Source organism: Streptomyces hoynatensis, assembly GCF_003626535.1.
Taxonomy (GTDB): domain Bacteria; phylum Actinomycetota; class Actinomycetes; order Streptomycetales; family Streptomycetaceae; genus Streptomyces; species Streptomyces hoynatensis.
This window is the reverse complement of sequence record NZ_RBAL01000028.1, coordinates 21177-41713: the sequence shown is the minus strand read 5'-3', so window position 1 is coordinate 41713 and position 20537 is coordinate 21177. Positions and strand designations below refer to the sequence as shown.

The following is a 20537-nucleotide window of genomic DNA, read 5'->3' as shown; positions in this document are numbered from 1 at the left end:
CGCCGGGCGGGCCCCGGCGTGCGATGCTCGGTAGCGGGACCGGATCACGCGGCCCCGCCCGCCCCGGCGATGGCGCCGGGGCCGAGCGCCGCAGGAGGGACGCATGCCGAGCGCAGCCACGCCGGGGGACGGGGCTCCCCCGGCTTTTTGGAGGGGCTTTAGCAGGGGCGACGAGTCTGTGACCATGACGGTCTCGACAGATCCCGCCGCCGGGGAGCTCCCCCTGGCCGCCGAGTTCCCCGCGGCGGACCGCGAGCAGTGGCGGCGCCTGGTGGCGGGCGTCCTGCGCAAGGGCGGCGCGGAGCTCTCCGGGGAGGCGGCCGAGGAGGCGCTGGCCACCAGGCTCCAGGACGGCATCGTCACCCGCCCGCTCTACACCGCGCAGGACGCCCCCGCGGCCGACCGCGGCTACCCGGGATTCGCGCCCTTCGTCCGGGGCGGGCGCCCCGAGGGCACCGCCCCCGCGGGCTGGGACGTCAGGCAGCGCCACACGGGGACGGACGCCAGGGAGGTGAACGCGGCTGCGCTGACCGACCTGGAGAACGGCGCCACCTCGCTGTGGCTGGCCACCGGCGAGGGCGGCGTCCCGGTCGCCGCCCTGGGCACCGCGCTCGACGGCGTGCTGCTCGACCTCGCGCCCGTCGTGCTCGACCCGGGCGCCTCCTTCGAGAGTGCCGCCAGGGAACTGCTGCGCCTCGCCGAGGAGCGCGGGGTGCCGGCCGCGGCCGTGCGCGGCAACCTGGGCGCCGACCCGCTCGGCCTGCTCGCCCGCACCGGCGAGGACGCCGAGCTGACCCCGCGGCTGTGGGCGGCGGCCGGGCTCGCCGCCCGCTGCCACCGCGACCACCCGGCCCTGCGGGCGCTGGTGGTGGACGCCCTGCCCTACCACTCGGCCGGCGGCTCCACCGCGCAGGAGCTCGGCTGCGCCCTGGCGACCGGCCTCGCCTACCTCAGGGAGCTCACCAGGGCCGGGCTGCCCCTCGACGCGGCCTTCGGCCAGCTGGAGTTCCGCTACGCGGCCACCGCCGACCAGTTCCTCACCATCGCCAAGCTCCGCGCGGCCCGCCGCCTGTGGTCCCGGGTGGCCGAGGCGTGCGGGGCGGCGGCCGGCGCCGGGGCGCAGCTGCAGCACGCGGTCACCTCGCCGGTGATGATGACCAGGCGGGACCCGTGGGTGAACATGCTGCGCACCACCGTGGCCTGCCTGGCCGCCGGCACCGGGGGCGCCGACGCCGTCACCGTGCTGCCCTACGACCAGGCCATCGGCGGCCCACACGCCTTCTCGCGCCGCATCGCGCGCAACACCTCCACGGTCCTCATCGAGGAGTCCCACCTGGCGCGGGTGGTCGACCCGGCGGGCGGCTCCTGGTACGTGGAGCGGCTGACCGACGAGGTCGCGCGGGCCGCCTGGGCCTGGTTCCAGGAGATCGAGCGCGCCGGCGGCCAGGCCGCGGCACTGCGCTCCGGGCTGGTCGCCGAGCGGCTGGCCGCCACCTGGCGGGAGCGTGCCGAAGAGCTGGCCACGCGCCGCGAACCCATCACCGGGGTCAGCGAGTTCGCCGACCCGAACGAGCCGCCGCCCCCCGCCGCCCCACCCCGTGCGGCGGGTGGCGGCCTCCCCGAGGTCCGCCGCGACGAGGCGTTCGAGGCGCTGCGCACCAGGTCCGACGCGCACGCGGCGGCCACGGGCGAGCCGCCCCGCGTCTTCCTGGCCGCGCTCGGCCCGGCCGCGGCGCACACCGCCCGCGCCGCCTTCGCCGCCAACCTCTTCCAGGCGGCGGGCATCCGGGCCGTCCACGAGCCGGCCTCCGTGGACGCGGACACCGTGGCCGCGGCCTTCGCCGCCGCGGACACCACGGTCGCCTGCCTGTGCTCGGACGAGGCCGGGTACGCCGCACAGGGCGCGGCCGTGGCCGCCGCGCTGAAGGCCGCGGGCGCCGGCCGGGTGCTCCTCGCCGGGCGGCCGGGGAAGCAGGGCGAGGCCCTCGCCGCCGCCGGCGTCGACGAGTTCGTCTTCCAGGGCGGCGACGCGGTCGCCCTCCTCACCTCCGTACTCGACTCTCTGGGAGTGGCGTGATGCAGGAGATCCCCGACTTCACGGGCATCGCCCTGGAGCCGGACGACGAGACGCGGGACCGCACGGGACACGGGGAGGGCGGCGGGGAAGCCGGCCGGGGGCGGGTGACCGCGGAGCAGTGGCAGGCGGCCGTCAAGGAGGCGGGCCGCGGCGTGGACGACCTGGTGTGGGAGACCCCCGAGGGCATCGGCGTGAAGCCGCTGTACACGGCGGACGACCTGGCCGAAATCGACTTCCTCGGCACCTACCCGGGCATCGCGCCCTACCTGCGCGGCCCGTACCCGACGATGTACGTCAACCAGCCCTGGACCGTCAGGCAGTACGCCGGGTTCTCCACCGCGGAGGACTCCAACGCCTTCTACCGGCGCAATCTGGCGGCCGGTCAGAAGGGCCTGTCCGTGGCCTTCGACCTGCCCACGCACCGCGGCTACGACAGCGACCACCCGCGGGTGACCGGCGACGTGGGCATGGCGGGCGTGGCGATCGACTCGATCTACGACATGCGGCAGCTCTTCGACGGCATCCCGCTGGACCGGATGAGCGTGTCGATGACGATGAACGGCGCGGTGCTGCCGGTGCTGGCGCTGTACATCGTGGCGGCCGAGGAGCAGGGGGTGCCGCCCGAGAAGCTGGTGGGGACCATCCAGAACGACATCCTCAAGGAGTTCATGGTCCGCAACACCTACATCTACCCGCCGCAGCCCTCGATGCGGATCATCTCCGACATCTTCGCCTACACCTCGCGGCGCATGCCGCGCTACAACTCCATCTCCATCTCCGGCTACCACATCCAGGAGGCCGGGGCCACCGCCGACCTGGAGCTCGCCTACACCCTGGCCGACGGCGTGGAGTACCTGCGGGCCGGGCTGGCGGCCGGGCTCGACGTGGACGCCTTCGCGCCGCGCCTCTCGTTCTTCTGGGCGATCGGGATGAACTTCTTCATGGAGATCGCCAAGTTGCGCGCGGCCCGGCTGCTGTGGGCCAAACTCGTCCGGCAGTTCGGGCCGGAGAATCCCAAGTCCCTGTCGCTGCGCACCCATTCGCAGACCTCGGGCTGGTCGCTGACCGCGCAGGACGTGTTCAACAACGTGACGCGCACCTGCGTGGAGGCGATGGCCGCCACCCAGGGCCACACCCAGTCGCTGCACACCAACGCGCTGGACGAGGCGCTCGCGCTGCCGACCGACTTCTCCGCGCGGATCGCCCGCAACACGCAGCTGCTGCTGCAGCAGGAGTCGGGCACCTGCCGGGTGATCGACCCCTGGGGCGGCAGCGCGTACGTGGAGCGGCTGACGTACGACCTGGCCAGGCGCGCCTGGCAGCACATCGAGGAGGTCGAGGCCGCGGGCGGCATGGCCAAGGCCATCGACGCGGGCATCCCGAAGATGCGCGTGGAGGAGGCCGCGGCCCGCACCCAGGCCCGCATCGACTCCGGCCGCCAGCCGGTGATCGGGGTGAACACCCACCGGGTGGCGGGCGAGGAACGCATCGAGGTGCTCAAGGTCGACAACTCGGCGGTGCGGGCCCAGCAGCTGGAGAAGCTGCGCCGGCTGCGCGCGGAACGCGACGAGGGGGCGACCCGGGCGGCGCTTGACGCGCTGACCGCGGCGGCTGCCGCGGACGGCAACCTGCTGGAACGCGCCGTGGACGCCGCCAGGGCGAAGGCCACCGTCGGGGAGATCTCGGACGCCCTGGAGAAGGTGTTCGGGCGGCACGCCGGGCAGATCCGTACCATCTCGGGTGTGTACCGGGAGGAGGCCGGGGGCTTGCCCGGCGTGGAGCGCACCCGCGCCCTGGTGGCGGCGTTCGAGGAGGCCGAGGGGCGGCGCCCGCGCATCCTGGTGGCCAAGATGGGCCAGGACGGGCACGACCGCGGGCAGAAGGTGATCGCCTCGGCCTTCGCCGACCTGGGCTTCGACGTGGACGTCGGCCCGCTCTTCCAGACCCCGGCCGAGGTGGCCAGGCAGGCGGTGGAGGCCGACGTGCACATCGTGGGCGTCTCCTCGCTGGCCGCCGGGCATCTGACGCTGGTGCCCGCGCTGCGCGAGCAGCTGGCCGAGGCGGGGCGCGAGGACATCGTCATCGTGGTCGGCGGCGTGATCCCGCCCGACGACGTGGCGGCGCTGCGGGAGGCCGGGGCCGCCGCGGTGTTCCCGCCGGGCACGGTGATCCCCGACGCCGCGTACGAGCTGCTGCGGACGCTCGCCGCCGAGCTCGGCCACGACCTGTAGGAAGCGCATGCCGAGGACCATCGACGTCGACGCCTACGCCAAGGGCGTGCTGGAGGGCTCGCGGGCCCACCTCGCCCGGGCCATCACGCTGGTGGAGTCCACCAGGGCGGACCACAGGGCGCTGGCCCAGCGGCTGCTGCTCGACCTGCTGCCGCACGCGGGCCGGGCGCGGCGGATCGGCGTCAGCGGGGTGCCGGGCGTGGGCAAGTCGACGTTCATCGACGCGTTCGGCACGCTGCTGACCGGCCTGGGCCACCGGGTCGCGGTCCTCGCCGTGGACCCCTCCTCCACCAGGACCGGCGGCTCCATCCTCGGCGACAAGACGCGGATGGAGCGGCTGGCCGTGGACCCGGCCGCCTTCGTCCGCCCCTCCCCGTCCGCGGGGACGCTCGGCGGGGTCGCGCGGGCCACCCGGGAGACGATGGTGGTGATGGAGGCCGCGGGCTACGACGTGGTGCTGGTGGAGACGGTCGGCGTGGGGCAGTCGGAGACCGCGGTGGCCGGCATGGTGGACTCCTTCCTGCTGCTCACCCTGGCCAGGACGGGCGACCAGTTGCAGGGCATCAAGAAGGGCGTGCTGGAACTGGCGGACGTCATCGCGGTCAACAAGGCGGACGGCCCCCACGAGCGGGACGCGCGGGCCGCCGCGCGGGAGCTGCGGGGGGCGCTGCGCATGCTGCACGCGGCGGAGGCGGACGGCTGGTCGCCGCCCGTGCTCACCTGCAGCGCCCGCGAGGGCACCGGCCTCGAGGGGGTCTGGGAACGGCTGGAACAGCACCGCGGGGCGCTTTCCGCCTCGGGGCGGCTGGCGGAGAAGCGGCGCGAGCAGCAGGTGGAGTGGACCTGGTCGATGGTGCGGGAGGAACTCCTCGCGCGGCTGCAACGGCACCCGGAGGTGCGGCGGCTGGCGCCCGCGCTCGAACGCCAGGTGCGCCAGGGCACGCTGACCGCGACCCTCGCCGCACAGCGGCTGCTCGGCGCCTTCGGCGACGCGGCCGGGGACTCCCCCGCGCCCCCGCAGGCCGGCGGGAACGGCGCCCCGGGCGGCGGGTCTCCGGGCGGCCCGGGGCCCGGCTGAGCCCCGGGGCCCGCGGCCGGCGGCCCGGTCAGGCGGGGTCCGTGAGGACGCCCCCGAGCCCGCGTTCCGCGCGGACGAAGGCGGGGAACTGGTCCGGGCCGCAGACGACCTCGCGCCAGCCGGGACCGCTCTGCGGCGGGCAGCCGAGCAGCGGCAGCCACTCGCCCTCCGGCACGTAGAGGCGGCGCCGCCCGCCGCGCTCCAGGATCGGCGCGACGAGGACGTCGGGGCCGAAGAGGTACTGGAGTTCGGCGTCGCGGGCCGCCCGGTCGCCCGGGCAGGCCAGCGGCATCGGCCGCATCAGGGCCGCGCCCCTGGCCGCCTCGGCGAGGTAGCCGCGCATCCTGCGGCGCAGCCGGCAGGCCGCGATGGCGGCCGAGCGCACCGGCTCGGGGTAGGCGGTGGGCTCGCGGCGGCCCACCCCGTGGAAGCGCATGATCGGGGAGAACGCCGCCCACTGGGCCCACCTGCCGTACAGCTCGGGCTCCACGTCGGTGATCACCGCGTCGGGCGTCATGTGCCTGCGCAACGGCCCGGCCCTGCGGTAGGACTCGGGCGTCCAGTAGCCGCCGGCGTCGTGGGTCACCATCGAGCAGCCGCTGAGCGACATCGAGAGCAGGGCGCGCAGCGTGGAGACCAGGCCGCTCCAGGTGGAGGGCAGGTCGCCGGCCCAGTGGGCGCCGTCCCGCTGCGAGCCGGCGGTGCCGGAGCGCGCGATGGGCACGAAGTCGTCGCCGCGCGCCCGCCTGCCCGCCTCGCGCACGGTGCGCTGGTACAGCACGCCGTAGCCGTTGCGCAGTTCGGGGCCGCGGCTGCCGTCGGCGAAGACCGCGTCCCCGGGGATCTCCTCGCCGAAGTCGGCGAGCACCGCCGCGTTGCCCTCCTCGCGCAGGGTCCGCGTCAGGCGCCCGCACCACCACTCGCGCGCCTTCGGGTCGGTGAAGTCGATGGGGAGGGTGTCGGGGTTGTCCGCGGTGGCCGTGGGGCGGCCGTCGGCGCCCTTGACGAGGTAGCCGCGGGTCTCCAGCTCCTCGGCGAGCGGGGTGCCGCGCTTGACGTAGGGGTTGATCCACAGGCTGGTGCGCACCCCGCGTTCGGCCAGCGGGCGGCTCCACCCGGCGGGGAAGCGGCTGCGGTCGGCGGGGGCGCTCCAGGCGGCGTCGTCGAGCACCGACTCGGCCAGCCACTCGTCGACGTGGACCACGTCCACCGGGCAGCCGGCGGCCTCCAGTCCGTCCACGGTGCGCAGCACCTCCTCCGCGGTGAAGTAGGAGCAGCGGCTCATCCACACCCCGAAGGCCCAGTCGGGCAGCGGGCCGGGGCGGCCGGTGAGGGCGAGGTAGCGGTCGAGGAGGGTGGGGGCGTCCCCGCTGAGCAGGAACAGGTCCAGCTCCTCGCCCTGCACCTCGATCCTGGCCGCCTCCGAGTGGGTGGCGCCGAGGTCGGCGGTGACCGGCCCGCCGGTGTGCACGAACAGGCCCCAGCCGGCGTCCGACCACAGCAGGGGCACGTTGAGGTACGCGGAGTCACGCCCGGCCGCGCGGTTCTCCTCGATGTTGCGCAGCCTGCGGCGGCGCCCGCGCAGGTTGATGCCCTGGTAGCTCTCGCCGCCGCCGTACACGGCCGCGTCGGGCGTCAGGTGGATCGTCTCGACGAACGCCGCGGGCCGGTCCGGCGCGGGCGGCCGGTACCCGGCGTGGAAGGGCACGGTGGCGCCCTCGGGCTCGGAGAAGCGGGTGAAGGCGCCGAAGGTGAGCGCCTGCGGTGCGCCGCGGTCGGGGTCGGCACCCGTGCTGCCCGACTCCCACTCGGCCTCCACCCCGGGCCCGGTGATCCGGGTGCCGGTGGGGGTGCGGGTGAGCCGGGCGGGCCGGTGCGGCAGGTCGACGAGCATGGGGGAGGACGCCGGCGGGTGCGCCGTGCCCTCGCCCCCGGGCGGCACCAGACGCAGCCGCAGCACGCCCGGCACCGGCACGGTGCACGAGAAGCGCAGGGTACGGCCCGAGGCGCACGTGACGCGCAGGAACTCGGCCTCGGCGGCCGGCTCCGCGGACACGTACGGGTCGGTGCTCGTGGGTGCCATGGGCCGCGAGTACCCCGGCGCGGCGCGGGGTAACGGCGCCCTGCGCGCCCGGCCGCCGCCGCGGCCGGTGCCGCGGCAGGTAACGTTCGCGGCGGGGCGCACGGTGCCCGAGGAGGCGAGTTGGGATGGGGGCGACATGCTGATCGATCTGCTGCTTCTGCTGCTCGCGCTGCTGCTGACGCTGGCCTGCTCGGTGTTCGTCGCGGCGGAGTTCTCCCTGACCACGGTGGAGCGCGGCGATCTGGAGCGGTCCGCGGCGGCCGGGGAGAAGGGCGCGGCGGGGGCCCTGCGGGCCGTGCAGCGGCTGACCTTCCAGCTGTCCGGGGCCCAGCTGGGCATCACGGTGACCTCGCTGGTGATCGGCATGGTGTCCGAGCCCTCCCTGACCGAGCTGCTGCGCGGCCCGCTGCGCGACGCCGGGCTGCCGCACGGGCTCGCCTCCACGGTGGCGCTCGTGCTCGGCGTGGCCCTGTCCACGGTGGTGCTGATGGTGGTCGGGGAGCTGGTCCCGAAGAACTGGGCGATCACCAATCCGCTGCGGGTGGCCCGGGCGGTCGCCGCCTGGCTGCGGGGGTTCAGCGCCGCGTTCGCCCCCTTCATCCGGCACCTCAACGAGCAGGCCAACCGGCTGGTGCGGGTGGTCGGCCTGGAACCGACGGAGGAGCTGGCCTCGGCCCGCACCCCGCAGGAGCTGGTCGCCCTGGCGCGGCACTCCGCGGCTCTGGGCGTGCTGCCCTCCGACTCGGCCGAGCTGTTCGTGCGCAGCCTCCACCTCGGGGAGCTGACCGCGGAGAACGTGATGACGCCGCGGGTGGACGTGCACAGCCTGCAGGCGGAGGCCACGGCGGCGGACGCGGCCAATCTGACGCTCGCCACCGGCCTGTCCCGCTTCCCCGTCTACCGGGAGAGCCTGGACGACGTCCTCGGCATCGTGCACATCAAGGACGTGCTCGCGCTGGACGAGCCGGAGCGGGCCAGGCGCCGGGTCTCCGAGCTGGCCAAGGAGGCGCCGCTGGTGCCCGACAGCCTGCCGGTGGACCGGCTGCTCGCGCGGCTGCGGGGCCTGCGGTCGATGGCGGTGGTCGTGGACGAGTACGGCGGAACGGCCGGGGTCGTCACCCTGGAGGACATCGTCGAGGAGGTGGTCGGCGAGGTGCGGGACGAGCACGACCCCGCGCAGGCTCCTGACCTGGCCCACGTGGGCGCGGGCACCTGGATGGCGGGGGGCGGCGTCCGCGTGGACGAGCTGGCCGCGGTGGGCTTCGCCGTGCCCGAGGGCCCCTACGAGACGGTGGCCGGGCTGGTGGCGACGGCGCTGGGCAGGATTCCGGTCGCCGGGGACGCCGTGGAGGTGGCGGGCTGGCGGCTGACGGTGCTGCACGCGGCGCGGCACCGGGCGGAGCGGGTGCGGATCGCCTCCCCCGAGGCGGGCGGCGCCCGATGACGGCCGTCGAACTCGCCCTCGGCATCCTGACGCTGTTCACCAACGCCTTCTTCGTCGGCGGGGAGTTCGCGCTGATCTCGGTGCGGCGCGACCAGATCGAGCCGCGCGCCCAGGCGGGCGAGCGGGGGGCGCGCACCGTGCTGTGGGCGCTTGAGCACCTGTCGCCGATGCTGGCCACGGCGCAGCTCGGGGTCACCGCCTCCTCGCTGGTGCTCGGCTCGGTCGCCGAGCCGGCCATGGCCGACCTGCTGGAGCCGCTGTTCCACGTGTGCCGGGTGCCCGGCGGCCTGGTGCACCCCGTCTCGTTCGCCCTCGCCCTCGTGCTGGCCACCTACCTGCACATGCTGGTGGGCGAGATGGTGCCCAAGAACATCGCGCTGGCGGCGCCCGAGCGGGCCGCGCTGCTCCTCGGGCCGCCGCTGGTGGGCGTCACCCGGGGGCTGCGTCCCGTGGTCCTCGGCATCAACGCCCTGGCCAACGGCCTGCTGCGGCTGCTGCGGGTGGAGCCGCGGGACGAGGTGGCCGCGGTGTTCACCGACGAGGAGCTGGTGCGGCTCGTGCAGGACTCCAGCGAGGCCGGGCTGCTTGCGGCCGAGGAGAGCGAGCGGCTGCGGGACGCCCTGGCGCTCGGCAGCAGGACGGTGGCGGAGATCGTGGTCCCGCTCGCCAGGATGGTGACCGTCGACCACCGGGTCACCCCGCGGCAGCTGGAGCGGGTCTCGGCCGAGTCGGGCTACTCCCGCTTCCCGGTGACCGGCCCCGGCCACACCGTGCTCGGCTTCCTGCACGTCAAGGACACGCTGGGGCTGCCGGCGCGGGACCGCCCCATCCCGCAGCACGCCCTGCACCCGGTGGTGCGCATCGGACTCGACACCCCGCTGGACGACGCGCTGACGGCGATGCGCGCCACGGTCACCCACCTCGCCGCGGTGACCAGCGCCCGCGGGCGGCTGCTCGGCTTCGTCACCATGGAGGACGTGCTGATGGAGCTGGTCGGCGCGCCGGACTGACCCGCGCCCCCGCGGCCGGCCGGCGCTCAGCCCAGCGTCATGGCCGAGAGGGCGAGCAGGAAGGCGGTGAACGCCAGGCAGGCGCAGGCCGCCGCGCACCACAGCCGCTGCCGCAGCCGCCGGTAGCGCAGCGCGTACTCCTCCTCGAACTCCCGGCTGCGTTCGCCGAGTCCCCGCAGCAGCCGCTTGGCGAGCCGCAGGCGCTCCTCGGCGTAGAGGCCGGCGACCTCGGCGCGCTGCGCCTCGCTCAGCGAGGGCAGCCGCGTCGCGAAGTCCTCGCCCTCCGCGCGGGCGCCGCGCAGCTCGGCCTGCCACAGCAGGTAGCCCTCGAGCTGCGCGATCCCGGCCGCCGCCTGGGCCTTGGCCTCCCGCCCCAGCTGCCGGTCGCCGGGGCGCCTCATCGCGGTCCCGGTTCTTCGCCCGACTCCGTCTGCGGCGCGTCGCCGGCTCCGGTGTGCCGCGCCTCGTCGAGGACCGCGACGCCCGGGTGGTGCAGGTCGAACGCGGGCGACTCGGAGCGGATTCTGGGCAGCGACTGGAAGTTGTGCCGCGGCGGGGGGCAGGAGGTGGCCCACTCCAGGGAGCGGCCGAAGCCCCAGGGGTCGTCGCCCTCGGCGAACGGGCCGTACCTGGCGGTGTACCAGAGGTTGTAGAGGAAGGGCAGCGTGGACAGGCCGAGCAGGAAGGAGCCGATGGTGGAGAGGGTGTTGAGGGCGGTGAAGCCGTCGCTCGCCAGGTAGTCGGCGTAGCGGCGGGGCATGCCCTCGGCGCCGAGCCAGTGCTGGACGAGGAACGTGCCGTGGAAGCCGAAGAAGAGCGTCCAGAAGTGGATCTTGCCCAGCCGCTCGTTCAGCATGCGGCCGGTGAACTTCGGCCACCAGAAATAGAATCCGCCGAACATGGCGAACACGACCGTGCCGAAGACGACGTAATGGAAGTGCGCCACCACGAAATACGAGTCGGAGACGTGGAAGTCGATCGGCGGGGCGGCCAGGAGCACGCCGGTGAGGCCGCCGAAGAGAAAGGTGACGAGGAATCCGATGGCCCACAGCATCGGCGTCTCGAAGGAGAGCGAGCCCCGCATCATCGTGCCGATCCAGTTGAAGAACTTGACTCCCGTCGGCACGGCGATGAGGAAGGAGAGGAACGAGAAGAACGGCAGCAGCACGGCCCCGGTGACGAACATGTGGTGCGCCCACACGGTGACGGAGAGCCCGGTGATGGCGATGGTGGCGGCGACCAGGCCGATGTAGCCGAAGATCGGCTTGCGGCTGAAGACGGGGATGATCTCGGTGACGATCCCGAAGAACGGCAGCGCGATGATGTAGACCTCGGGGTGCCCGAAGAACCAGAAGAGGTGCTGCCACAGCAGCGAACCGCCGTTGCTCGCGTCGAAGATGTGCGAGCCGAAGGTGCGGTCGGCGGCGAGGGCGAGCAGGGCGCCGGCGAGCACCGGAAAGGCCATCAGCACCAGCACGCTGGTCAGCAGCGTGTTCCACACGAAGATCGGCATGCGGAACATCGTCATTCCCGGGGCCCGCATGCAGACGATGGTGGTGATGAAGTTGACCGCGCCCACGATGGTGCCGAAGCCGGAGAACGCCAGGCCCATGACCCACATGTCGGCGCCGAGGCCGGGGGTGTAGACGCTGCTGTTGAGCGGCGCGTAGGCGAACCACCCGAAGTGGGCGGCGCCGCCCGGCACGACCAGGGAGGCGACCACGAGCAGCCCGCCGAACAGGAAGAGCCAGTAGGCCAGGCCGTTCAGCCGCGGGAAGGCCACGTCGGGCGCCCCGATCTGCAGGGGCATGATCGCGTTGGTGAAGCCGGCGAACAGCGGGGTGGCGAACAGCAGCAGCATCATGGTGCCGTGCATGGTGAACGCCTGGTTGTACTGCTCGGACGACATCACCTGCATGCCCGGCCTGGCCAGTTCGGCCCGCATCACCAGGGCCAGGGCGCCGGCGACCAGGAAGAAGGCGAAGGAGGTCGTGAGGTAGAGGGCGCCGATCTTCTTGTGGTCGGTGGTGGTGAGCCAGGAGACCAGAATCCGGCCCTTGCTGGTGGGTTCGCTCACCCGCGGCGGTTCCGCCTGTGGCTGCGTCAACGTGGACATGCAGGGCGTTCTACTGCCCGGCCGGGGAGGCGGCTGCGGTTTGACACTTTCGTGGGCGTTGCGCACGCCCCGGCGCGCGGCGGGGTCGCGCGGCGTCCGTGGTCCCGCCCGCGCGGGGGCGCACCGGGGTGGCTCAGGCCAGTTCCGAGTAGCCGAAGAGTTCGGCGTAGCCGGTGGGCAGCTGGCTCAGCAGCTTGTTCATCTCCCCGCCGCTGACCTGGTCGGCGATGGCCGAGAACACCACGCGGGTGTCGGTCTCCGCCGTCTCCTCGTCCTCGTCGGCCGTCTCCGCGACCTGGCTGATGAACTCCTCGACGCCCCAGCTGCGCCCGGCGCCGCCCTCCGCGCCCGAGACGTTCTCGACGATGTCGGCGACCCCGTCGGGCAGTTGGTCGGCCAGGTGCTGCGCGGACACCTCGGGGAGCCGCTCGCCGAGGGTGGCGAGCACGGCCTCGACGATGCGCTCCGCCTCGTCGACCGGGTATTCGCCGCGTTCACGCACGGTCGCAATGAATTCGCCGTAGGACACGATGTCCCTCTTCTCGATGTCGCTCTTTTCCGCTCGATAGATGCGCCTCCCGGGTAACCGCGCGCGGCATTCGAAAACCTGGGGCAGACTTGTGATGCGGTAGCACGTCCTCCCGTGGCGAGCGCATGCGGAATCGCACGCCCACCCTCACCTGGGAGAGCTCCATGAATACACCTGCACATTCCCGCAAGCGGCGACGACATCCGCACGACGATGCGCCGGACACTCGCCGCCAATTCGAGCGCATAGCCCAGCTCCCGCCCTGCCCGGAACGCGATCAGCTGTACCGGGACGTGGTGTGCGCCTGGATTCCGATGGCGGACCGTCTGGCCCGCACCTTCCGCGACCGCGGCGAGGCCCTGGAGGACCTGGAGCAGGTCGCGGCCCTCGGCCTGGTCAAGGCGGTCCAGCGCTACGACCCCAGCCGCGGGCGCCCCTTCGAGAGCTATGCGGTGCCGACGATCGTCGGCGAGGTGAAGCGGCACTTCCGCGACCACCTGTGGGGCCTGCACGTGCCGCGCCGCACCCAGGAGCTGCGCAATCGGGTGCGGGCCGCCGCCAGGCAGCTCAGCTTCCGGCTCGACGAGCGCGGGCCGAGCGTGGAGCAGATCGCCCTGCACAGCGGCCTGACCGAGGACGAGGTCAGGACCGGTCTCGAGGCGCTCGAAAGCTTCAGCACCCTGTCGTTGAACGCGGAACTTCCCGGCTCCGACGGCGACTACTCGCTGATGGACACCCTCGGCGTGCCCGAGCCCGGCTTCGACCGGGTCGTGGACCGCGAGTCGGTGAAGAGCCCGCTGCGGGCCCTGCCGGAACGCGAGCGGCACATCCTCTACCTGCGGTTCTTCCACGGCATGACGCAGAGCCGCATCGCGCGGCAGCTCGGCATCTCCCAGATGCACGTCTCCCGGCTGCTCACCCGCGCCTGCGAGCGGATCAGGGCCGAGGTCGAGGAGTGGGAGGAGCGGGAGGAGCGCAAGGGCGCCTCCTCGCCGGCCGGGCAGGCGCCGGCCGGCGAGGAGGGCGGGCCGGGGGCGAAGGACGGGCGGCGGCCCGCGAAGCCGCCGGCCGGGTCCCGCTCCGTGGGCCGCGGCCCGGCCGGGGGGACCCCCCGTTCCGGGCCCGGCGGCCCCGGCTCCCCGCCCGGGCCGGGCGGGGACCTGGCGGGCGAGGCGACGCGCGGCGACTGAGGGCGCCCCCGGAAACCGCCGGGAAACGCCGGGAAACGCCGGTGGTCGGGGTGGGTGGGTTCCGGGGAGCCGCGGCTCCCCGGAACCCACCCACCCCGACCACGTCCAGGCCACCTGGCCGATCGCCTGGCAGAGGCTTCACACCGCCGCCCGCGGCGCGGGCGGCGCGGCGGGCCCGGGGCCCGTCCCCGCCGGGCCCGCCGCGGTCCGGCTCAGGCGGCCTTGCGGTCAGGCGGCCTTGCGGGAGGAGGACTCCGCGGAGGAGGCGTTCCCGTGCGGGACCCGGGCCAGCTCCGGGGAGGGCGAGTCGATGGGCACCGAGCCGGAGCGCACCATGCCCAGCTGCACGGCCTGCCTGGGCTGCACCGCCTCCAGCAGCCAGTCCGTCGCCACCCTCACCCGGTTGGCGGGCATCGCCATCAGGTGGTACCCGCGGGTCACCAGGCCGGCCAGCGGCCCGGAGAGCGGGACGTGCATCGGGTTGGCCGCCGCCTGGACGCCGCCGAGGTCGACGGCGAAGCCGCGGTCGTGGTGCTTGTACGGCCTGCGCTCCCCGATGCCGTGGTACGCGGCGACGTTGCGGGCCGCGACGCGCCCCTGCCGCCAGGCGTGCTGCGCGGTCATCGGCGTGAACTGGCCCGGCCTGGTCAGGTCGGGCACCGCGGCCGCGTCCCCGCAGGCGAACACCTCGGGATGTCCCGGCACGTTCAGGAACTGGTCGACGACGATCCGGCCGCGTTCCGTGGGCAGGCCCACGTCGGCCACCAGCGGGTCGGGCCGCACGCCCACGCACCAGATCAGGCTGTGGGTGGGCACGAACTCGCCGTTGTCCAGCAGCACTCCGTCGTGCCTGGCCTCCTTGACCGAGGTGCCGGGGCGCACGTCGACGCCGCGGCGGCGCAGCACCCGGTCGGCCGTCTGCGACAGCCGCTCGTCCAGCTCGGGCAGCACCCGCGGCGCGATGTCGAGCAGCATCCAGCGCGGCTCGACGGAGCCGCGCTGCGTCCTGCTGCGGCGCCCGGCCACCGAGTCGGCGAACACCGCGCCGTGGGCGGCGAGTTCGGTCCCGGTGTAGCCGGCGCCCACCACCACGAAGGTGGAGCGGGCGCGCCGCTCCGCCTCGTCGGCCGCCTCGGCGGCGAGTTCGAGCTGGCAGACGATGTGGTCGCGCAGGAAGAGCGCCTCGGGCAGCCCGCGGAAGCCGCGGGCGTGCTCCACGACGCCCGGGATGGGCAGCAGCCTGCTGACGCTGCCGACGCTGACCACCAGGCTGTCGTAGGCCAGCTCCCCCGACCTGCCCTCGGGGTCGGTGTACTGGACGCGCTGCCCGTCGAGGTCGATGCCGTGGGCCTCGCCCAGCGTCAGCCGCACGTCCGGCAGGGTCGCGGTCAGCGAGACCGTGACCCGGCGCGCCTCCAGGATGCCCGCGGCGACCTGGGGCAGCAGGGGCAGGTACAGGAAGTAGTCGGTGGGGTTGAGCAGGACCACCTCGATGTCCTCGCGGGCCTTGCGGGCCCTGCGGGTCAGCGACCTGGCGGTCTGGTAGCCGGCGAAGCCCGCTCCGACGACCACCACTCGGGACCGGCGCATGTTCCGCCTCCTTCAGGCACTCGGACGGGCCGAGTACCCGGCCGGCGGCGGCTGAAGCGGCCGGGCCGCGATTCCCCGCCGCCCCAGGCCGCTACCGCCGGGGCCCCACGCGGCGCAGCCGCCGCGGGAGGGCGGCCCACAGCCCGCAGCACAGGACGAAGGCGCCGGCCGCCGCCACGATGCCCGCGGTCCGGTTGAGGACGACGTCCACCACGAGCAGCAGGGCGCCGGTGAACGACAGGGCGAGGGCCGCGAGTCCCGCGCTCGCCAGCCGGGAGGAGGTGCCGACGATCAGCTCCTTGGCCCCCCGCTGGAACAGGGCCCGGTGCACCGCGGCGGGCGCGGTGAGCAGGATGCTGGCCACCAGGGCGAGGAGGAGGGTGACCACGTACGTGGTGCGCTGCACCGTGTCCAGCGAGGGGAAGCGGGGGCCGAAGGGCAGGGTCAGCAGGAAGGCGAAGAGGATCTGCACCCCCGTCTGGGTGACGCGCAGCTCCTGCAGCAGCTCGGCGAAGTTGCGGTCGGCGCGCTCCAGGGGCGTCTCCCCGCGCCCCGCCGCCGCCCGCGACTCCCGTGAGGCACGCGAGGCGTTCCGCACCCGCGGGGCGCCCGGCGAGTGCGGCACGGCCCGCCGCGCCTGCGCCTGCCGTGCCCGCCCCGTCCGCCGCGTTCCGGGCGCCCTCGGCCTGTCGCCCATGCCCGGGCTCCTCCTCTCCTCGCCGTGCCCTCGCCGCCGTCCCCCGCCGCCTGCTCCTTCCCGGCGGCCGGGCGGCGCGGTGCCCCGCGCCGCCCTCCCCGGCGTGCCCGGTCTCAGTACCCGCTGGGCGCGACTTCAGTGCCCTCACTCGCCGCGGGCGCCGCCGCCTTGGGGGCCGCGGCCCGTTCCAGCCTGACCCGCGGCAGCAGCCGCGCCACGGGCGCCGGCAGCCACCAGGCGCGGCGGCCGAGCAGCTGCATCACCGCGGGCACGATCAGGCACCTGATGACGACGGCGTCCACGAGGATCGCGACGGCCATGCCGAAGCCGAACTGGCGCAGCATGCGCTCGGGGCTGAGCATGAAGGCACCGAAGACCACGATCATGATGGCGCCCGCCGCGGTGATCACCGAGCCGGTGTGGGCCAGGCCCTCGCGCACCGCGTGCCGGTGGTCGCCGCTGCGCTCCCACTCCTCGTGGATGCGGGAGACCAGGAAGATCTCGTAGTCCATCGAGAGCCCGAAGACGATCGCGAAGATCATCACCGGCAGGAACGCCTCGATCGGGCCGCCCTCGACGCCGAACCAGCCGTGCTGGAACACCAGGGTCATCGCGCCGAGCGCGGCGCCGATGCTCAGCAGGTTGAGCACCGCGGCCTTCAGCGGGATCAGGAGGGAGCGGAAGACCGCCGTCAGCAGCAGCAGGGAGACGCCCACGACCAGGATCACGAACAGCGGCATGCGCGCGGCGACCTTCGCGGAGAAGTCCTCGGTGGCCGCGGTGGCGCCGCCCACCAGGTACTCGCCACCGGTCTGCGCGGCGATGCCGGGCAGCACCTCGCCGCGCAGCCGGGACACCAGCTCGGAGGTGGCCTCGTCCTGCGGCGCCGAGCCGGGGAAGACGAGCAGGGTGGCGACCTGGCCGTCCTCGGTGGGCGTGGGCGGGGCGACGGCGGCGACGCCCGGGACCTCGGCGAGGGCGTCCGCCGCCTTCCCCGCCGCCGCGGCGGCGCCCTGCTCCCCGCCCTCGGCCACCACGACGAGGGGGCCGTTGAAGCCGGGGCCGAACGCCTCGGCCAGCAGGTCGTAGGCCTTCCTGCTGGTGGAGTCCGCGGCGTCGTTGCCCGCGTCGCCGAAGCCCAGGCGCAATCCCGCGGCCGGCGCGCTGAGCGCGCCCAGGGCGGCGACGGCCACGAGCAGCGCGGCCAGCGGGCGGCGCTGCACGGCCCGGGCGATGCCGCGCCATGCCTCGCCCTCGCGGGCCCGGCCGCGCGCGGCCCGTTTGGCCGCCCTGGCGCGGAACTGGCGGGCGAAGCGCGCGCCGAACAGGCCGAGCAGCGCGGGCAGCAGGGTCAGCGCGCCGAGCATGGTGAAGAGCACGGTCAGCGCCACGGAGACGGCGATGCCCTGCAGGGAGCCGAGCCCGAGGGCGACGAGGCCGAGCAGGGCCACGATCACCGTGCAGCCGGCGAAGAACACGGTCCGCCCGGCCGCGTCCAGGGCGTTGCGGGTGCTCTGCTCCGGGGTGGCGCCGGCCAGCAGCTCGGCGCGGTAGCGGGCGAAGATCAGCAGCGCGTAGTCGATGCCGACGCCGAGGCCGACGAGCATCATCACGTAGGTGGTGTAGTCGGCGATGGTGAACAGGTGGGAGGCGAGGACGACGACGCCCAGGGCGGAGCCGACCGCGAACACCGCGGTGACGACGGGCAGTCCGGCGGCGATGGCGGTGCCGAACATGAAGACGAGGACGATCAGCGCGGCCAGCAGGCCGATGCCCTCGGTGGCGCCGCCTTCGTCCTCGGCGAGCGACCTGGCGGGCTCGCCGCCCAGCTCCACCTGCATGCCCTCGCCCTGGATCTCGCGGGCGGTGTCGAAGACGCGCCGGGTGTCCGCGTCCGGCATGTCCTCGGAGTCCACGTCGAGGACGACGGTGGCGAAGCCGGTGGTGCCGTCGGCGGACATCGAGGAGGGGTCCTGGTAGGGGTCGAACACCTCGGCGACGTGGGGCAGTTCGGCGACTCGCGCGAGCATGTCCCGCACCCGCTGCCCGGCCGGGTCCTCGCGCAGCCCGGAGGGGTCGTGCAGGACGATCTCCAGGGTGCCGCCGCCCTGCGCCGAGCCGTGTTCCGCGAGCAGTTCCGCGGCGCGCTGGGAGTCGGTGCCCGGCAGCGAGAAGTCCTGGCGGTAGTCGTCGCCCGCGACGCTCGCCAGGGTCCACAGGCCGGCCAGGGCGAGGAGCCACAGGACGAGCACGGTGCCGCGGCGGCGGTGGCAGAACCCGGCCAGCCGGGCGAAGAAGCCGTGGGGCGGCTCGGCCGAGGGGGCGGGGCGGGGGCCCGGGGCCCCGGGCGCCCGGTGGGTCCTGGGTGAGGTGTGCGTGGTCGGATCGTTCACGGGATCACCCTCGCCCGCGGGGCACGCCGGGCGCGTCGGCCCGCGGCTGACACCTGTCCTACCGCCCGGGACGCACGGCGGCCGCCGGGCGTACCTCAGCGGTTGCGCCCGCCGACCTGCGGTCACCTAGGGGTATCCCTGAGTGCGCCGCCTCCCGTGGCGGCTCAGCCGAGCCAGCCGGGGGTGATCAGACCCGTCTCGTAAGCGAGGATGACGAGCTGGGCGCGGTCGCGGACGGCGAGCTTGGTCATGACCCGGCTGACGTGGGTCTTGGCCGTGGCCGGGCTGACCACCAGCCTGGCGGCGATCTCGTCGTTGGTCAATCCCTCCCCGACCAGGCGCATCACCTCGCGCTCCCGTTCGGTCAGCACGTTCAGCCGCGGCCCGGGGTCGGGCTGCCTGGCGCGGGTGGCGAAGTCGGCGATCAGCCTCCTGGTGACCGTGGGCGCGATCAGCGCGTCCCCGCGGGCGCACACCCTGATGCCGTGCAGCAGCTCCAGGGGTTCGGTGTCCTTGACCAGGAAGCCCGAGGCACCCGCCCGCAGGGCGCCGTACACGTAGTCGTCGATGTCGAAGGTGGTGAGGATGACGACGCGGACCCCGGCGAGCCGCGGGTCGCCGGCGATGCGCTCGGTGGCGGCGAGGCCGTCGAGCTCGGGCATCCTGACGTCCATCAGCACCACGTCGGGCCGCAGCCGCTCGGCCAGTTCGACGGCCTGGGCGCCGGTGGCCGCCTCGCCGACCACCTCGATGTCCTCCTCGTCGGACAGGATCGACTTGAAGCCTGCCCGCACCAGCATCTGGTCGTCGGCGAGCACCACTTTGATCCGCTGTCCTGCCACGCTCACCCGAACAGCCTATGCGGTTGCGGCAGGGCGTCGTTCGCGGGCAACGGCAGGCGGGCCGTCACCCGGAAGCCGCCGCCCAGGGCGTTGCACGCGGTGAGTTCGCCGCCCAGGGCCCTGGCCCTGGCCGCCATGCCGGCCAGGCCGCTGCCCGTCGCGCCGTGACGGGCGCCCAGCCCGTCGTCGGTGATGCTCAGGTGCACCTCGCCCGCGGTGTACTCGACGCGGACGACTGCGTGTTCGGCCTGCGCGTGCCGGGTGATGTTGGTGAGCGACTCCTGCACGATCCGGTAGGCGGCCAGGGAGATCTGGGGCGGCAGGACGGGGGCCTCGCCCGTGGTCGCCACGGCGAGGTCGAGGCCGGTGGCCCTGGCGCGCCCGGCGAGCTCCGGCAGGCGCTCCAGGCCGGCGACCGGCTCGACCGGCGCGGTCTCGTCCACCTGCCGCAGCACGCCCAGGGTCGCGCGCAGTTCCCGCAGCGCCTCCTTGCTGCTCTCCCGTACGGCTTCGAGGGCGTGGATCAACTCGGCTGTCTCGCCCGGTCGTTTGCGGCTGCGGTGCAGCGCGGCTGTGGCCTGGACGTTGATCAGCGACATGCTGTGGCCGATCACGTCGTGCAACTCCCGTGCCAGACGCAGCCGTTCCTCGGTGGCCGACTGGGCGGCCCGCAGGTCGCGCTCGCGTTCCGCGGCCAGCGCCCGCTCCTCCGCCTCGCTTTGGTGCTGCTGCCTGATGTGCAGGGCGTGGCCGAGGGCGATCAGGCTCAGGAACCAGCCGCCGAACAGAAGGATCGCGATGTTGTCCACATTGCGGTGGTTGCCGGTCTGGAGCAGCTCGCCCGCGGTGACGGCGAGCATGGTGGCCGCCGCCATCGCGATGGCGGCGGCCAGGCGGCCCGTGCGGGCGAGGTGGTAGAGCGCCACCAGGTAGACGACCAGCGCCAGCGGCCCGTCGAGGGTGCTGACCGGGTAGTAGACGAAGGCGAGGAGCATCACCAGCACGGCCACGGTCACCGGCCTGCGGTGCCGCAGCCCGAGCAGCAGGCAGCCGCAGACCGCCGCCGCGAGCCCGGCCAGGGGGCGGGCGAACCCCCCGTCGCCGCGGTGGAAGAGCAGCAGGCCCACCTCCACGAGCAGGCCGGTGAGGGCGAGCAGGGCGGCCCGGTCCCACCGGAACGCCTGGACGAAGCGGCCAGTCATACCGGCCAGCGTACGCAGGGCCCTTGTCGCCCGCCCCGGCGTGCGGGGCGGGCAC

The 20537-nt window shown here is 74.5% G+C and carries 14 protein-coding genes and 1 pseudogene; 6 read left to right on the top strand and 9 right to left on the bottom strand.

Translation table 11 applies throughout. From position 1 onward, the window contains the following. The first annotated feature begins 184 nt into the window (after positions 1-184). From D7294_RS28995 to meaB, 3 genes are read left to right on the top strand one after another with little or no spacing between them, the layout of a single operon-like run. Positions 185-2077, top strand: coding sequence for a methylmalonyl-CoA mutase subunit beta (locus tag D7294_RS28995; protein WP_120684774.1), 1893 nt, complete (start codon positions 185-187; stop codon positions 2075-2077). After that, a complete protein-coding gene (scpA, locus tag D7294_RS28990) occupies positions 2077-4308 on the top strand; it encodes a methylmalonyl-CoA mutase (protein ID WP_174248465.1) in 2232 nt (743 codons plus the stop codon). Before D7294_RS28995 ends, scpA begins: the two co-directional genes overlap by 1 nt. Positions 4309-4315: 7 nt before the next feature. After that, the gene (gene meaB / locus D7294_RS28985) at positions 4316-5386 is read left to right on the top strand and encodes a methylmalonyl Co-A mutase-associated GTPase MeaB (RefSeq protein WP_120684773.1); all 1071 of its coding nucleotides are present in this window, start codon (positions 4316-4318) and stop codon (positions 5384-5386) included. 28 nt (positions 5387-5414) lie between these two features. On the opposite strand, the gene D7294_RS28980 is transcribed toward meaB, so the two are convergent. Continuing rightward, positions 5415-7469, bottom strand: a complete 2055-nt coding sequence (locus tag D7294_RS28980) for a glycoside hydrolase family 31 protein (RefSeq protein ID WP_158674711.1) — start codon at positions 7467-7469, stop codon at positions 5415-5417. A gap of 139 nt (positions 7470-7608) precedes the next feature. On the opposite strand from D7294_RS28980, the gene D7294_RS28975 reads away from it, so the two are divergent. Together D7294_RS28975 and D7294_RS28970 are read left to right on the top strand one after the other, a co-directional pair. Then, positions 7609-8913, top strand: coding sequence for a hemolysin family protein (locus tag D7294_RS28975; RefSeq protein ID WP_120684796.1), 1305 nt, complete (start codon positions 7609-7611; stop codon positions 8911-8913). Then, positions 8910-9923, top strand: a complete 1014-nt coding sequence (locus D7294_RS28970; protein WP_120684771.1) for a hemolysin family protein — start codon at positions 8910-8912, stop codon at positions 9921-9923. Before D7294_RS28975 ends, D7294_RS28970 begins: the two co-directional genes overlap by 4 nt. A 26-nt stretch (positions 9924-9949) precedes the next feature. Here the strand turns inward: D7294_RS28970 and D7294_RS28965 are convergent, their stop codons facing one another. The 3 genes from D7294_RS28965 to D7294_RS28955 all read right to left on the bottom strand — a co-directional run bounded on the left by D7294_RS28965 (position 9950) and on the right by D7294_RS28955 (position 12568). Then, entirely contained in the window at positions 9950-10324 is a 375-nt protein-coding gene (locus D7294_RS28965; RefSeq protein WP_194117775.1) for a hypothetical protein, read from the bottom strand. Further along, entirely contained in the window at positions 10321-12039 is a 1719-nt protein-coding gene (ctaD, locus tag D7294_RS28960) for an aa3-type cytochrome oxidase subunit I (protein WP_120684770.1), read from the bottom strand. The genes D7294_RS28965 and ctaD overlap by 4 nt, the downstream gene beginning before the upstream one ends. A 133-nt stretch (positions 12040-12172) precedes the next feature. Beyond that, positions 12173-12568 (bottom strand): DUF2267 domain-containing protein, encoded by a 396-nt coding sequence (locus tag D7294_RS28955; RefSeq protein WP_120684769.1) that lies wholly within the window; start codon positions 12566-12568, stop codon positions 12173-12175. Between the two features lie 164 nt (positions 12569-12732). On the opposite strand from D7294_RS28955, the pseudogene D7294_RS28950 reads away from it, so the two are divergent. After that, positions 12733-13518: pseudogene (locus D7294_RS28950) on the top strand (SigB/SigF/SigG family RNA polymerase sigma factor); the annotation flags it as partial. 468 nt (positions 13519-13986) lie between these two features. Here D7294_RS28950 and D7294_RS28945 read toward each other — a convergent pair. From D7294_RS28945 to D7294_RS28925, 5 genes are all read right to left on the bottom strand, one after another. Continuing rightward, on the bottom strand, positions 13987-15348 hold the full coding sequence (locus D7294_RS28945) for an NAD(P)/FAD-dependent oxidoreductase (protein WP_120684767.1): 1362 nt from the start codon (positions 15346-15348) through the stop codon (positions 13987-13989). 91 nt (positions 15349-15439) lie between these two features. Continuing rightward, a complete protein-coding gene (locus D7294_RS28940) occupies positions 15440-15946 on the bottom strand; it encodes a DUF6328 family protein (RefSeq protein ID WP_120684795.1) in 507 nt (168 codons plus the stop codon). 212 nt (positions 15947-16158) lie between these two features. Further along, on the bottom strand, positions 16159-18438 hold the full coding sequence (locus D7294_RS28935; RefSeq protein ID WP_120684766.1) for an MMPL family transporter: 2280 nt from the start codon (positions 18436-18438) through the stop codon (positions 16159-16161). 164 nt (positions 18439-18602) lie between these two features. Beyond that, a complete protein-coding gene (locus tag D7294_RS28930; protein WP_277751129.1) occupies positions 18603-19286 on the bottom strand; it encodes a response regulator in 684 nt (227 codons plus the stop codon). Further along, on the bottom strand, positions 19283-20482 hold the full coding sequence (locus D7294_RS28925) for a sensor histidine kinase (protein ID WP_120684765.1): 1200 nt from the start codon (positions 20480-20482) through the stop codon (positions 19283-19285). The genes D7294_RS28930 and D7294_RS28925 overlap by 4 nt, the downstream gene beginning before the upstream one ends. Between the last annotated feature and the right edge of the window lie 55 nt (positions 20483-20537).

Coding starts and splice junctions, on each gene's coding strand:
- D7294_RS28995 (WP_120684774.1), top strand. CDS start 185: ATGACGGTCTCGACAGATCCCGCCGCCGGGGAGCTCCCCCTGGCCGCC.
- scpA (WP_174248465.1), top strand. CDS start 2,077: ATGCAGGAGATCCCCGACTTCACGGGCATCGCCCTGGAGCCGGACGAC.
- meaB (WP_120684773.1), top strand. CDS start 4,316: ATGCCGAGGACCATCGACGTCGACGCCTACGCCAAGGGCGTGCTGGAG.
- D7294_RS28980 (WP_158674711.1), bottom strand. CDS start 7,469: ATGGCACCCACGAGCACCGACCCGTACGTGTCCGCGGAGCCGGCCGCC.
- D7294_RS28970 (WP_120684771.1), top strand. CDS start 8,910: ATGACGGCCGTCGAACTCGCCCTCGGCATCCTGACGCTGTTCACCAAC.
- D7294_RS28965 (WP_194117775.1), bottom strand. CDS start 10,324: ATGAGGCGCCCCGGCGACCGGCAGCTGGGGCGGGAGGCCAAGGCCCAG.
- ctaD (WP_120684770.1), bottom strand. CDS start 12,039: ATGTCCACGTTGACGCAGCCACAGGCGGAACCGCCGCGGGTGAGCGAA.
- D7294_RS28945 (WP_120684767.1), bottom strand. CDS start 15,348: ATGCGCCGGTCCCGAGTGGTGGTCGTCGGAGCGGGCTTCGCCGGCTAC.
- D7294_RS28925 (WP_120684765.1), bottom strand. CDS start 20,482: ATGACTGGCCGCTTCGTCCAGGCGTTCCGGTGGGACCGGGCCGCCCTG.